Raw genomic sequence first — 12,789 nt, 5'->3', positions numbered from 1 at the left:
TAAAAATCGATGATCCCGCGCCGCGACGATGCCGTCCCGGCGCAGGCTTGCCGCATCAACGCTGCCCGTCACCCACGCTGATCTTGTCGGCGCGCAGCCCACCCAGCCGTTCATGAACGCGCGTGCCGGTCGACACGACCAGTGCGTAAAGCAACTCATTGGCCCGGGGACTATCGATGGCGCCCACATCCATGGTGGTGAAATGGCTGCGCACGTAGGCCGCTTCGATGTGATGCAAGGGAATCTGCAGACGCGTCCCGGCCGCGGCCACCACCTTGGCCGCCGGCACGATCGACTTGGCCTGGGGCAGTTCCGCCCTCATCGACCAGCCGCCGGCCTCGTGCCAGATGGCGCCATGTTCCAGTTCGCCATCCAGGCCGACGATCGCTCCCTTGCCGTAAGCCTGCACCTTGTCCGGCCCGCCCACCGCAGCCAGCAGTTCGGGCACGATGGCCTTGGCCAGCACCTTGGCGTCCTCCACCAGCCCCGACAGGTCCTCTACGTAGCGGCCCGCGTAGGGATTCTTCAGCACCACGGCGATGCAGGCCATCTTGATCGGCTCGCTGCGCGGCGGGCCGCCTTCGTGATAGATCGATTCAACGGTCAACAGCTTCTTGCGGATTTCCACGGGCATCGTGTCGGTCTCCAGTAGATTGAAAAGGGAAGCAAAGCTTCAGAGGTAAGTGCAGGGGCGCACGATCATTGCGGCGTCAATTTCGCGTCCGCGAAAATCTTGCCCCACTTGTCTATTTCGCTATCGATGACACCTTTGAACTCGGGCGCCGACGAATAGCGCACGGTCAGTCCATTCGACGTGAACTGCTCGCGCAAGGCAGGCGCGGCCAGCGCATGCTTCAAGGCCGCATTGAGCCGCTGCACGATCGCGTCGGGCGTGCCCGCCGGCGCGGCCATACCGAACCACACGGTGAGGTCGTAGCCGGTCAGTCCCGCCTCGGACAGCGACGGCAACTCCGGCGCCAGCGGCGAGCGGGCCTTGCTGGTGACACCCAGCGCGGTCACGCGGCCCGCGCGCGACTGCTGCAGGCCATTGACCATGTCGGCGATGGTGAAATCGATGGTGCCGCCCATCAGGTCCGTCATGGCCTGCGGCACGCCACGATAGGCCACCGGCGTGGCCTGGAAGTCGCCCATGGCCACCACCTGCGCGGCGCACAGCTGCGCGCTGCCCGAGCCGTAGCCATAAGTCAGCTTGCCCGGGTGGGCCTTGGCGTACTTCACCAGGCCCTGCACGTCCTTCACCGGCAGGTCGGCGCGGGTCACCAGCATGAACGGCGCTTCCGCCACCAGGCCGATCGGCGCGAAGTCCTTGCGGGGGTCATAGGGCAAGGAGCGGAACGCGCTGACATTGCTGGCGCCCGTGCTCACACCGACCATGAACAAGGTGTACCCATCGGGTTCGGAACGGGCCGCCGAGCCCGTGCCCACCAGCCCATTGGCACCCGCCCGGTTCTCCACGATGATGGACTGCTTCAATTCCTGGTTCAGGCCCTGCGCCAGGCTGCGCGCCACCACGTCGGTGATGCTGCCGGGCGGGAAAGGCACGACCAGGCGCACCGGCTTGTCCGGATAGGCCGCAACGGCCAGCATGGGCACCACGCAAAGCAGCGCCGCCGCGATTTGTCGCAACATCGATGTCTCCTTTTTTTATTTTGATGGGGCGGCCGGCGCGGCGTCCCGTCCGCGTCCGGCCTGCCAGCCTGCCGACTGGCGGGACCTGCCTCAATCCTGCGGCGCGGATCCGAATTCAGCGCCGGCCCAGCGTTCGATGTGGCGGATGACTTCGACGTTGTCGCGCGGCCCGTCGCCTTGCGACAGGGCGAAGGCCAGGAACTGGCGCGCGGCGGGATTCACCCGCATGGGCACGCCCAGCTTTTCGGCCTCGTCCAGGCACATCTTGACGTCCTTGTGCAGCAGCTCGGTGGTGAAGCGCACCGGGAAGCTGCGATCCAGCACGCATTGCGGGATGCGCTCCAGCGTGGCGAAGGACCGGCCGCTGGAAACATTGAGCACGTCCAGCAGCGTACGCGGGTCCAGGCCCGCCTTGACACCGTAGACCAGCGCTTCGCAGCTGGCGATCATGCTGGTGGCGTAAAGCGTGTTGTTGATGATCTTGGTGGTCTGACCCAGGCTGGCGTCCTCACCCAGGTAGAACAGGTTCTTGCCGATCACGCGCAGCACGGCTTCCACTTCCTCGAAAGCCGCGCGCGGGCCCGCCGCCATGACGGCCAGGGTGCCCTTCTCCGCCGCCACCGTGCCGCCGCTGACGGGGGCGCCTATGGTCGTCACGCCCTGTGCCGACAGAATGGCCTCGATTTCCTTGGTCACGGAAGGCCCGGTGGTCGACATGTCGACCAGGATGCGCAGGCCCTTGACGTCCGCCAGCTCGCGCACGACGTCGGCCACGATGGCCGGCATGGGCAGGCACAGCAGCACCACCGGCGTCTCGGCGGCCAGCGCCCGCACACTGTCCATGCCGCGCGCGCCCGCCTGCACCGCACGCGCCTGCGCCGCGGCCGACCGGTCATGGACCAGCAGTTCATGGCCCGCGTCCAGCAGGCGCTGCGCGAAATGACGGCCGATATTGCCGACCCCGATCAAGCCCAGTTTCATTTCAGTCTCGCTCCAACGATGCTCGGGGATGCCGATGGGGATCCCTCTACCTGCATCCTAGGCAGCGGCGCCCGCGGTGGCGAGTGCTGAATCGGCGATGGGGTATAACCTGAAGCTAATCGATGGCTGTCGGGAGATGAGGGGGCACGCCGGTGCGCCCGTCGGAGCACCTGCCGCTACGCGCGTCCCCAAAGGCATACACTGTCGGGTAATCCCGCATTTTTAATGCAATATTCAGCGGCTCTCGCCAGCCGCCCTACCGTGACCCAGACGCCCTCGCCTTCCCAGCCCTTTTCTTCCCTGCCCCTGCTGCCCGCCTTGCTGGACAACCTGCAAAGCCTGGGCTTCGAGCAGATGACGCCGATCCAGGCCCACAGCCTGCCGCTGATCCTGGAAGGCCGCGACCTTATCGCACAAGCCAAGACCGGCAGCGGCAAGACCGCGGCGTTCGGCCTGGGCGTGCTGCAGAACCTGGACGTCAACCGCCTGGTGCCGCAAGGACTGGTGGTCTGTCCCACCCGTGAGCTGGCCGATCAGGTGGCGCAGGAGCTGCGCCGGCTGGCCCGCCTGATTCCCAACGTCAAGATCCTGACGCTGGTCGGCGGGGCCGCGGCCCGCCCCCAGGCCGAGTCGCTCGGCCGCGGCGCGCATCTGGTGGTCGGTACGCCGGGCCGTATCCAGGACCATCTGGAGCGCGCCAGCCTGGACCTGTCCAGCCTGAACACCCTGGTACTGGACGAGGCCGACCGCATGGTGGACATGGGCTTCTATGACGACATCGCCGCCATCGCGGCGCGATGTCCGGCCAAGCGCCAGACCCTGCTGTTCTCGGCGACCTATCCCGACAACATCCGCAAGCTCAGCGCCCGCTTCCTGCGCAATCCGGCCGAAGTGAAGGTGGAGGCGCAGCACAACGCCAGCCGCATCGAACAGTACTTCTACGAAGTCACCGAAGCCGGACGGCTGGAAGCCGTGGCCACGCTGCTGGCCCACTACCGCCCGGTCTCCACGCTGGCGTTCTGCAATACCAAGGTCCGCAGCCATGACCTGGTCGAGCATCTGCAAGCCAAGGGCATCAGCGCCCAGGCGCTCAACGGCGATCTGGAACAGCGCGACCGCGATGAAATCCTGATCCAGTTCTCCAATCAAAGCTGCGCCGTGCTGGTGGCCACCGACGTCGCCGCGCGCGGCCTGGACATCCAGAACCTGGGCGCCGTGATCAATGTGGACGTGACCAAGGACACCGAGGTCCACGTGCACCGCATCGGCCGCAGCGGCCGCGGCGACCAGAAAGGCCTGGCGCTGAGCCTGTGCTCCCCCGAAGAAACGCGCTTCGCCAACCTGATCGAGCAATACCAGGGCGCGCCGCTGCAATGGGCCGACCTGAAGGCGCTGCGGCCCAAGGCCGACCGGCCCTTGCGCGCGCCCATGGTGACCCTGTGCATCCAGGGCGGCAAGAAGGACAAGCTGCGGCCCGGCGACCTGCTGGGCGCCTTGACCGGCGATGGCGGCCTGACCTTCGAACAGGTGGGCAAGATCAACATCACCGAGTTCAACGCCTATGTGGCGCTGGATCGCCAGATCGCCAAGCAGGCGTTCTCGCGCATCTCCAACAGCAACATCAAGGGGCGCCGCTTCCGCATGCGCTTCCTGGAAGAGTTCTGATCGGCTTGGGCGTAACGCCACGGGCGGCCGCCTGAGAGCAGGCGGCCCGCTCAAGCCTTGCGCAGCAGTTCGATAAACTTGTCGGCGTGGCTGCTGCCGGTATCGAAGACCGACCGCACCACGCTGGGATACAGCAGGATATCTTCCGCCAGCGGCAGGACCTGGACGTCGGGCCAGGCCATGCCGGCCATGGTGAACTCGTCGACCACGGCCACGCCGGCGCCCGCGCGCACCAGGCTGCACGCCATATCCGTCTGATGAATGTGGACGGACACCCGCATCACCACACCCGCCTTGTCGAAAGCCGACGCCACCAATTGCCCGAAAGGAATATTGGGGTGATGGGCAATCAGCGGGTGGCCGCCCAGGTCGGCCAGGCTGACCCGGCGCTTGCGCGCCAGGGCATGGCCGCGCGGCACCACGCACACCATGCGCCCCTCCAGGAAGGTTTCGACGCGCAGGTTCGGATGTTCCAGGGGCAGCACCGAAATCCCCAGGTCGACCTTCTTGCTCAGGACCTCCTGCGCCATGCCGTTGAGCAGGGTCTGGACGAAATTCACCTGGATATTGGGGTACTCGCGCACGAATGCCGTGATGGTGGCGGCCACGACACCCCGGCTCAGCGCCGGGCTGCAAGCCAGGTTCAGGGTGCCGGACTGACCGCTGACCAGGCCGCGCGCGAACTCGTCGATGCGCAGCACGTGCTCATAGCAATGGTTGACTTCACGGTACAGCGCCTCGGCTTCCACGGTCGGCACCAGCTTGCCCTTGAGGCGCCGGAACAGCGCCAGGCCCAGGGTGTTTTCCGTGTGCGCGACGATGCGGCTGAGCGCGGGCTGGGACGTGAACAGCAACTTGGACGCGCCCTTGATCGAACCGGTCAGCATCACGGCCCGGAACACTTCCATCTGGCGCAGACTGAATCGCATCGCGTGTCCCTTCCCGGCGTGGCCACCCCGCTGCTGAGTGTTCCTCAAACCTTGAGGAAGTGTTCCCGGTAGTACGACAGCTCGGCGATCGATTCGTAAATATCGGCCAGGGCCTCGTGGCGGCTCTTCTTGTCGAAACCGCGATAGACTTCAGGACGCCACCGGCGCGCCAGCTCCTTCAGGGTGCTGACGTCCAGGTTGCGGTAATGGAAGAACTGCTCCAGGCGCGGCATGTAGGCGAACATGAAGCGGCGGTCCTGGCTGATGGTGTTGCCGCACAAGGGCGACTTGCCGGGCGCCACGTGCTGGGCCAGGAATTCCAGCAGGATATCCTCGGCCTGGGACTCATTGATGGTCGACGCCTTGACCTTGTCGATCAGGCCGCTCTTGCCGTGGGTGGACTTGTTCCAGTTGTCCATGGCGTCGAGCTGGGCGTCGGATTGGTGCACCACGATTACCGGTCCTTCGGCTACCACGGTGAGGTCAGGTTCGGTTACGACCACCGCCACTTCGATGATGCGTTCTTTGTCCGGATCCAGGCCAGTCATTTCCATGTCGAGCCAAACCAGGCGGTTCTCGTTCAGAGCCATATAATTTGCCTTATAAAAAAGCAATTTTCTCACACCGGCTGCTCATCGTTCCCATGCTTACACTCTTGTTCGTCGCCCTGCTGTTGGCAGGCATCATAGTCCGGGTCTGGCTGGCCAGCCGGCAAATCCGGCATGTGCTGCGCCATCGCGACACCGTGCCGCCGGAATTCGCCGCCCGCATCGGCCTGACCAGCCACCAGCGCGCCGCCGATTACACGGTGGCCCGCGTCCGGCTGGGCATCATGGAAAGGTTCTTCGACGCCGCGGTGCTCATTGCCCTGACCCTGCTGGGCGGCCTGCAGGCCATCGACAACCTGGTCGGCGGCCTGACCAGCAACGACTTCCTGCGCCAACTTCTGTTGATCGCGGCGGTGGGACTGCTGTTCGGCCTGCTGGAGCTGCCTTTTACCCTGTGGCGCCAGTTCCGCCTGGAAAGCCGCTTCGGTTTCAATCGCATGACACCGGGCCTGTTCGTGCGCGACGCGCTCAAGGGGCTGCTGCTGACCTTCATCATCGGCCTGCCGCTGGCCGCCGCCGTCCTGTGGCTGATGGCCCAGGCCGGCGCCTATTGGTGGGTGTGGGCCTGGGCCCTCTGGGTGGGTTTCAGCCTGCTCACCCTGCTGCTGGCGCCCACGGTCATCGCGCCGATGTTCAACAAATTCACGCCTTTGGAAAACGCCGACCTCAGCAGCCGTATTCAGCAGCTGGCGCAGCGCTGCGGCTTCGCCATCAACGGCCTGTTCGTGATGGACGGTTCGCGCCGTTCCGGCCACGGCAACGCCTACTTCACCGGTTTCGGCAAATCGCGCCGCATCGTGTTCTTCGACACCTTGCTGGCCCGGCTGGACGGCGCCGAGATCGAGGCCGTGCTGGCGCATGAGCTGGGCCACTTTGCCCACCGCCACATCGTCAAACGCATCGTCATGAGCTTCGTGCTGGCCCTGGGCTTCTTCGCCCTGCTCGGCTGGCTGGCGGGCCAGCCCTGGTTTTACGCGCAGCTGGGGGTCGTGCCCCATCTGAACGGCCGCAACGACGCCATGGCCCTGCTGCTGCTGTTCATGGTGGTGCCCGTCTTCACCTTCCTGCTTACGCCCCTGGGCAGCTGGTATTCGCGCCGCGACGAGTTCCAGGCCGACCACTATGCCGCCACGCAAAGTTCGGCGAATCAGCTAGTGTCCGCCCTGGTCAAACTGTACGACGACAATGCCGCCACCCTGACCCCCGATCCGGTTCATTCGGCCTTCTACGACAGCCATCCGCCGGCGGCCATCCGCATCCGTCACCTGAATCGGGCGCCCGTCGCCCCGGTGATGGCGGTGCACCAATGAGGCCGCGTCCTCAGGGTAGCGTCGCCCCCGCCGATCGTCCCGGCCTGGTCCAGGGTCGGGTGCTGGGCGGCCATGGCCGGCATTTCCTCGTCGAATTCGCCGACGGCAGCCAGCGCCTGTGCTTTCCGCGCGGCAAGAAGGCGGGCGCGGCTGTCGGCGATCAGGTCATGGTCGCGCTGGAAGGCAGGGAAGACGGCGCCATCGACGCCATTCTGCCGCGCAAGAACCTGCTCTATCGCTCCGATGAGATGCGCAGCAAGCAGTTCGCCGCGAATGTGGACCGGCTCTTCATCGTGGTGGCGGTGCAGCCGACCTTCTCGGACGACCTGGCCGGCCGCGCGCTGACCGGCGCCTGGAGCGCGGGCATCGAGCCCTATCTGATCTTGAACAAGGTGGACCTGCAGGAAGGCGTGGCCGAAGCGCGCGCCCGCCTGGCGCCGCTGGCCCGCCTGGGCGTGCCCGTGCTGGAGGTCAGCGCGCAGGACCAGGACCATGCGCGCGCCGTCCTGGCGCCGCATATGAGCGGCCACGTCAACTTGTTGCTGGGACAAAGCGGCATGGGGAAATCGACCCTGCTGAATGCGCTGGTACCCGGCGCCGACGCGCCGACGCGGGAACACTCCACGGCGCTGGACATGGGCAAACACACCACCACCAGCACGCGGCTCTATCACCTGCCAAGCGGGGGTGACCTGATCGACTCGCCGGGCTTCCAGGCCTTTGGCCTGGGCCACCTGTCGGGCGAGGACATCGTGCGAGGCTTCCCGGAATTCACGCCGTATATCGCGAACTGCCGCTTCTACAACTGCGCCCATCTGCATGAGCCCGGTTGCGGCGTGCTGGCCGCCATGGATGAAGGGAAGATAGAGCCGGCCCGGCACGCCCTGTACGAGCGCATCGTCGCGGAAAACGCCGCGCAGGCTAATCGCTGGTAGACACGTCGCGGCCGCCGCCCAGCAGGTAATACAGATTGCGCAGCATGGCGGCCGTCGCCCCCCAGATGAAGTACTGCTGCCAGGGCATGGAGTAGTACTGCCGCACCCGGCCGTCGGCCAGTTCCGCGCGATGCAGCCTGTGGTTGGCGGGGTCGACGATGAAGCTCAATGGCACTTCGAACACTTCCGCCACTTCGAAGGCGTCGGGCGCCAGGGTGAAGCCCGGCCGCACCAGCGCGACCACGGGCGCGACGGAAAAGCCGGTGGCCGTCATGTAGGACGGCATGGTCCCAAGCACTTCGACAAAATCCGCCGTCAGGCCTGTCTCTTCCTGGGCTTCGCGCAATGCCGCCGCCACCGGGCTGGCATCGCTGTCTTCGATACGGCCGCCGGGGAAACTGATCTGGCCCGCGTGGTCGTACAGATGCGCGGCGCGTTGCGTCAACATCACATACACCCCATCCGCCCGCGTCACCAGCGGCACCAGGACAGCCGCCAGGCGGGGCGGACCTTCGCGTCCGGGGTAGCGCGTGTCGTCATTCAGGGGCAGTTGCACCGACCAGGACCCGGCTCCCGCCAGCCGCTCACGCAGGGCCTGCTCCGTCAGATGATCCGCCGGTAGCGGCGGCAAACCGTCGGCCGCCACCACCCAGGGCTGCTCCGCCGGATCGAAGGCAGGTCGCAACGGAGGACGGCTGGGGCGACGCGATGGCGGAGGAGAAGCAGGATCAGACATAAACCTTTGCGGAAAAAGCAGCCAAAAAAGAAAAGGCACCCGACAGGGTGCCTTCCCATGGGAGCCTGTCCCATACAGTCGCGAAAGCGCGGCAAATTGCCCGCCGCCCTTTCATCTCCGTGTCCTGGCACGCGGACCAGCCAAAAGGCCAGCGTCGCATGCCGAATACGGACATCGCGATCAGGATGCGGCCTTGGCCGACTGAGCGGCAGCCTGACGGCTGACCAGCTTTTCCTTGATACGCGCCGACTTGCCCGAGCGGTTGCGCAGGTAGTACAGCTTGGCACGACGCACGTCACCACGACGCTTCACTTCGATCGAAGCGATTTGCGGCGAGTACAGCTGGAACGTACGCTCGACGGCTTCACCCGACGAGATCTTGCGCACGATGAAGGCCGAATTCAGACCACGGTTACGCTTGGCGATGACCACGCCTTCGAAGGCCTGAACACGCTTGCGGTTACCTTCAACGACGTTGACGCTGACCACCACGGTGTCGCCAGGAGCGAATTCGGGCAAGGTCTTGTTGTCGCCGAGCAGGCGCTTGATTTCTTCCTGTTCCAGGATTTGGATGAGGTTCATTTGAACTCCAGATTCATCATGTCTGTGCGGGATTCGGGGCCATCTCGATGGAATCCGCCGAAACGGAAACCGCGGGATGTTCTGCCAGTAGATTCGCCACGATTATGGTTTGAGCACGTAATTGCCTGAGCGGTTACGCGTCATTTTGGCCGCACGCAGAGGATGAGTTTTGGCAAACAGGCAATTCTACATGAAATCAGTCAGTTACGTAAACCTGATGTTGCTCGCGCGCCCTAGAATCCCAGCGCGGAACCCAGCCACATCAGGCCGGGGATCATGGCGCCCCACATGCCGACGAGCAGCACATCCGTCACCATTTCGCGGACGGTGACCTGCCCTGCGACTTGGCCTCTGGCGACGCTGCTCACATGCCCGACGGGGATGGCCGGGTCGGTCTGATCCTGCGGCTCGGCGGGGCGGAACGGCCACTTGCCGGTGACCCTTCCGGTGAACTTCCCGGTGAACTTGCGAACGCCGCGACCGGCGTCAGACCTGACGGTTCGGCCGCGCGGGCGCTGGCGGCCGGGCACCGAGGTGGGTGCCGTACCGGCGATGCTACCGAAAGTCCCGGCGATGCTACCGGAGAAATCGTGGGAGAACGGGGTGGAAAATTGCTGGGCGGCGAGGGTCATGATGGGCTCCTGGCTAGCGCTTAGGCGTCAGCGCGGCGGATGAGACGGCGGGGCCGGGCTGGTCGAACAAGCTCAATTGCGGGGACGGCGCCCGGGTTTGCCGTCCCGCTGCGCCGTCCACCGGGGACGGCGCGACGAATCGTTGGGTGTCCAGCTGCAGGCGCTGGCGGTTCAGGCCATGCTTGCGCACGGCCAATTCAAAACGTTGGCGCAGCAGGTCGGCCCAGCCGCCGGTGCCGCGCATGCGCGTACCGAAGCGGGGGTCGTTACGCTTGCCGCCGCGCATGTCTTCGATGCGGTGCAGCACGCGTTGCGCGCGGTCGGGAAAATGGGTTTGCAGCCACTGCTCGAACACGTCCTTCACTTCCCAGGGCAGGCGCACCACGGTGTAGTTGCCGTAATAGGCGCCGGCGTCGGCGGCCGCGGCCAGGATGCGTTCCAGGTAGACGTCGTTGATGAAGGGGATGACCGGGGCGACCAGGACACCCACCGGCACACCCGCGTCGGCCAGCATGCGCACGGCTTCAAGCCGGCGCTGCGGCGCCGAGGCGCGCGGTTCCAGGGTGCGGGACAGGTCGTTGTCGAGCGACGTGATGCTGATGTAGACGGCAACCAGATTGCGTTGCGCCAATTCCTTCAGCAGGTCCAGGTCGCGCTCGACCAAGGCGTTCTTGGTGACCAGGGTCAGCGGATGCTGCGTTTCCAGCAGCAATTCGAGCAGGCCGCGCGTCAGCTTCCAGTCTCGCTCGATGGGTTGGTAGATATCCGTGGCCGAGCCCAGGTTGATGGGCGACACCCGGTAGCTGGGTCGCGCCAATTCCGCCCGCAGGGCTTCCACGGCGTTGGCCTTGGCGACCAGGCGGGTTTCGAAGTCCAGGCCGGGCGAATAACCCAGATAGGCGTGCGTGGGCCGGGCGTAACAGTAGACGCAGCCGTGCTCGCAACCCCGGTAAGGGTTGATGGCCTGGTCGAAGCCGATGTCCGGGGAATCGTTGCGGGAAAGAATGCGGCGCGCCTGCTCGACCGCCACCGTGGTGGCCAATCCGCGAGGCGGCTGAAAATAAACGGGGACAGTTTGTGCGGGGTCGTGGTCGACGGCGGCGTTGCGCTCGTCTTGCTGGAAGCGATGTCCGACATTAGTAACCGCACCCCGACCGCGCAAGGCGGCGGGGGCGGCAGCCGGGGACCCAGAACCGGCGGAAGCAAAATGATCGGTGCGTTCCATAAAAAGTACTGTACAAGCATCCAGTACTTTATGCAACCCACCGAACGTCGTTTTGCGACGACGGTTCACTTTACTCCAAGACCGGCCAGCGTGAGCAGCTATATTTTTTCTGCTGTGGCTTTGGAGCAAAACCCTTATTAAGTGCGGCTCTTGACGAGAGTGAACACTTCAGGAACGGTCTTGCGGGGCTTGACAAACCGCCCCGCCGCCGATCACCGCAACATGCCGGCGGCCGCCGTTTGATGCGTCGCTTCATCGATCAGGATGAAGGCGCCGGTGGCCGGATTTTGTGCGTACGCATCGACGGCCAATGCTTCGCGCGTGGCGATCAACACACGACCGATATCGTTCATCGAAAGACTCGTGCCTTGCGCTTCGATCTCATCAAGTTCGTGAATGTCGCGACGCGTGCGGACTTCCTTGATGCGTGCCGCGGTCAAGCGCGTGCCGTGTTTGAGCAAGTACTTGCGCGCGGGATTCAAGGCTTGCGTATCGAACCAGCACAGCTCCGCTTCGAACTCGCGCGCGACACGCGCGGGCGCATCGCCATGCACGAGCACATCGCCGCGCGAGACATCCACGTCGCGATCCAGCTCCACCATGATGGAGTCGCCCGCGTACGCCTGCTCACGCGTTTCGGTGTGCGCAAGAATGCGCCGCACGCGCGCGCTGGCACCGGACGGTTGCACCACCACTTCATCGCCCACGCGCAGGATGCCGCTGGCCAGACGACCCGCGTAAGCACGGAAGTCGGTGGCGGTGTCGCCGTCATGGCGCGCCACCCACTGCACGGGGAAACGCAGCGCCGCATCGGCGGATGCATCGCGCGTGTCCAGCGCCTCCAGCAAGGGCAGCAGCGGCTGCCCTTTGTACCAGGGCGCGGCGTCGCTGCGGTTCACCACGTTGTCGCCGCGCAGCGCGGATATCGGCAAGGCCTGGTAGCGCTCGATGCCGACGCGGCGCGCCAGCTCGCCATAGGCCGCATCGATGCGCGCGAACACATCCTGGTCCCAGTCGACCAGGTCCATCTTGTTGACCGCCACCACGATGTGACGAATGCCCAGCAGATGCGCCAGCACGCTGTGGCGCTTGGTCTGCGGCAGGAGCTGGCCATCGGCGGCGCGGGTGGCGTCGATCAGGATCACGGCGACGTCGGCCGTGGACGCGCCGGTAACCATGTTGCGGGTGTACTGCTCATGCCCGGGTGCGTCGGCAATGATGAACTTGCGGCTGGGAGTCGCGAAGTAGCGGTAGGCGACATCGATGGTGATGCCCTGCTCGCGCTCGGCTTCCAGCCCATCGGTAAGCAGGGAAAAATCGATGCCGTCGCCGCTGACGCGCTTGTGCTTGGCGCGCGCGATGGCGTCGAGCTGGTCGGCGAACACGCCTTTGCTGTCATACAGCAGGCGACCGATCAGCGTGGACTTGCCGTCGTCGACCGAGCCGGCGGTGATCAGGCGTATCACGCCGCCGTCGGTGGACGGCAGGAAGGATTCATTGATGGCGTTCATATTGATTCGATTCCGATCGGTCGAT

At 65.3% G+C, this 12,789-nt stretch carries 13 protein-coding genes; 3 read left to right on the top strand and 10 right to left on the bottom strand.

The features are described 5' to 3' along the window. Nucleotides 1–55: 55 nt before the first annotated feature. The 3 genes from ASB57_RS01960 to ASB57_RS01950 all read right to left on the bottom strand — a co-directional run bounded on the left by ASB57_RS01960 (nucleotide 56) and on the right by ASB57_RS01950 (nucleotide 2,631). Nucleotides 56–634 (bottom strand): amino acid synthesis family protein, encoded by a 579-nt coding sequence (locus tag ASB57_RS01960; protein WP_057650098.1) that lies wholly within the window; start codon nucleotides 632–634, stop codon nucleotides 56–58. A 65-nt stretch (nucleotides 635–699) separates the two neighbouring features. Continuing rightward, a complete protein-coding gene (locus ASB57_RS01955) occupies nucleotides 700–1,650 on the bottom strand; it encodes a tripartite tricarboxylate transporter substrate binding protein (protein ID WP_057650096.1) in 951 nt (316 codons plus the stop codon). Between the two features lie 90 nt (nucleotides 1,651–1,740). Continuing rightward, entirely contained in the window at nucleotides 1,741–2,631 is an 891-nt protein-coding gene (locus tag ASB57_RS01950; protein ID WP_057650094.1) for an NAD(P)-dependent oxidoreductase, read from the bottom strand. Between the two features lie 261 nt (nucleotides 2,632–2,892). Between ASB57_RS01950 and dbpA the strand changes: the two genes are divergently transcribed. Then, nucleotides 2,893–4,296 (top strand): ATP-dependent RNA helicase DbpA, encoded by a 1,404-nt coding sequence (gene dbpA, locus ASB57_RS01945; RefSeq protein ID WP_057650093.1) that lies wholly within the window; start codon nucleotides 2,893–2,895, stop codon nucleotides 4,294–4,296. A 50-nt stretch (nucleotides 4,297–4,346) separates the two neighbouring features. Here dbpA and ASB57_RS01940 read toward each other — a convergent pair whose 3' ends face one another. Together ASB57_RS01940 and orn are read right to left on the bottom strand one after the other, a co-directional pair. Continuing rightward, nucleotides 4,347–5,225, bottom strand: coding sequence for a LysR family transcriptional regulator (locus ASB57_RS01940; RefSeq protein WP_057650091.1), 879 nt, complete (start codon nucleotides 5,223–5,225; stop codon nucleotides 4,347–4,349). Between the two features lie 44 nt (nucleotides 5,226–5,269). After that, nucleotides 5,270–5,815 (bottom strand): oligoribonuclease, encoded by a 546-nt coding sequence (gene orn, locus ASB57_RS01935; RefSeq protein ID WP_057650088.1) that lies wholly within the window; start codon nucleotides 5,813–5,815, stop codon nucleotides 5,270–5,272. A 53-nt stretch (nucleotides 5,816–5,868) separates the two neighbouring features. On the opposite strand from orn, the gene ASB57_RS01930 reads away from it, so the two are divergent. Together ASB57_RS01930 and rsgA are read left to right on the top strand one after the other, a co-directional pair. Further along, entirely contained in the window at nucleotides 5,869–7,143 is a 1,275-nt protein-coding gene (locus ASB57_RS01930) for a M48 family metallopeptidase (RefSeq protein ID WP_057650085.1), read from the top strand. Beyond that, the gene (rsgA, locus tag ASB57_RS01925; RefSeq protein WP_057650082.1) at nucleotides 7,140–8,078 is read left to right on the top strand and encodes a ribosome small subunit-dependent GTPase A; all 939 of its coding nucleotides are present in this window, start codon (nucleotides 7,140–7,142) and stop codon (nucleotides 8,076–8,078) included. The genes ASB57_RS01930 and rsgA overlap by 4 nt, the downstream gene beginning before the upstream one ends. Here rsgA and ASB57_RS01920 read toward each other — a convergent pair. The 5 genes from ASB57_RS01920 to ASB57_RS01900 all read right to left on the bottom strand — a co-directional run bounded on the left by ASB57_RS01920 (nucleotide 8,065) and on the right by ASB57_RS01900 (nucleotide 12,764). Beyond that, nucleotides 8,065–8,814 (bottom strand): CoA pyrophosphatase, encoded by a 750-nt coding sequence (locus ASB57_RS01920; protein ID WP_057650081.1) that lies wholly within the window; start codon nucleotides 8,812–8,814, stop codon nucleotides 8,065–8,067. The genes rsgA and ASB57_RS01920 overlap by 14 nt on opposite strands. A gap of 180 nt (nucleotides 8,815–8,994) precedes the next feature. After that, the gene (rplS, locus tag ASB57_RS01915) at nucleotides 8,995–9,396 is read right to left on the bottom strand and encodes a 50S ribosomal protein L19 (RefSeq protein WP_057650080.1); all 402 of its coding nucleotides are present in this window, start codon (nucleotides 9,394–9,396) and stop codon (nucleotides 8,995–8,997) included. A gap of 233 nt (nucleotides 9,397–9,629) precedes the next feature. Then, nucleotides 9,630–10,028 (bottom strand): hypothetical protein, encoded by a 399-nt coding sequence (locus tag ASB57_RS01910; RefSeq protein WP_057650077.1) that lies wholly within the window; start codon nucleotides 10,026–10,028, stop codon nucleotides 9,630–9,632. A gap of 13 nt (nucleotides 10,029–10,041) precedes the next feature. Beyond that, a complete protein-coding gene (locus ASB57_RS01905; RefSeq protein ID WP_057650075.1) occupies nucleotides 10,042–11,253 on the bottom strand; it encodes a PA0069 family radical SAM protein in 1,212 nt (403 codons plus the stop codon). 212 nt (nucleotides 11,254–11,465) lie between these two features. Beyond that, a complete protein-coding gene (locus tag ASB57_RS01900) occupies nucleotides 11,466–12,764 on the bottom strand; it encodes a sulfate adenylyltransferase subunit 1 (RefSeq protein ID WP_057650073.1) in 1,299 nt (432 codons plus the stop codon). Nucleotides 12,765–12,789: the final 25 nt, after the last annotated feature.

It is taken from the genome of Bordetella sp. N, from assembly GCF_001433395.1.
GTDB lineage: Bacteria > Pseudomonadota > Gammaproteobacteria > Burkholderiales > Burkholderiaceae_B > Bordetella_C.
Note: the sequence above shows the minus strand (reverse complement) of the source record. Positions and strands in the feature narration are given on the sequence as shown.

Coding starts and splice junctions, on each gene's coding strand:
- ASB57_RS01960 (WP_057650098.1), bottom strand. CDS start 634: ATGCCCGTGGAAATCCGCAAGAAGCTGTTGACCGTTGAATCGATCTAT.
- ASB57_RS01955 (WP_057650096.1), bottom strand. CDS start 1,650: ATGTTGCGACAAATCGCGGCGGCGCTGCTTTGCGTGGTGCCCATGCTG.
- ASB57_RS01950 (WP_057650094.1), bottom strand. CDS start 2,631: ATGAAACTGGGCTTGATCGGGGTCGGCAATATCGGCCGTCATTTCGCG.
- ASB57_RS01940 (WP_057650091.1), bottom strand. CDS start 5,225: ATGCGATTCAGTCTGCGCCAGATGGAAGTGTTCCGGGCCGTGATGCTG.
- orn (WP_057650088.1), bottom strand. CDS start 5,815: ATGGCTCTGAACGAGAACCGCCTGGTTTGGCTCGACATGGAAATGACT.
- ASB57_RS01930 (WP_057650085.1), top strand. CDS start 5,869: ATGCTTACACTCTTGTTCGTCGCCCTGCTGTTGGCAGGCATCATAGTC.
- rsgA (WP_057650082.1), top strand. CDS start 7,140: ATGAGGCCGCGTCCTCAGGGTAGCGTCGCCCCCGCCGATCGTCCCGGC.
- ASB57_RS01920 (WP_057650081.1), bottom strand. CDS start 8,814: ATGTCTGATCCTGCTTCTCCTCCGCCATCGCGTCGCCCCAGCCGTCCT.
- rplS (WP_057650080.1), bottom strand. CDS start 9,396: ATGAACCTCATCCAAATCCTGGAACAGGAAGAAATCAAGCGCCTGCTC.
- ASB57_RS01910 (WP_057650077.1), bottom strand. CDS start 10,028: ATGACCCTCGCCGCCCAGCAATTTTCCACCCCGTTCTCCCACGATTTC.
- ASB57_RS01905 (WP_057650075.1), bottom strand. CDS start 11,253: ATGGAACGCACCGATCATTTTGCTTCCGCCGGTTCTGGGTCCCCGGCT.
- ASB57_RS01900 (WP_057650073.1), bottom strand. CDS start 12,764: ATGAACGCCATCAATGAATCCTTCCTGCCGTCCACCGACGGCGGCGTG.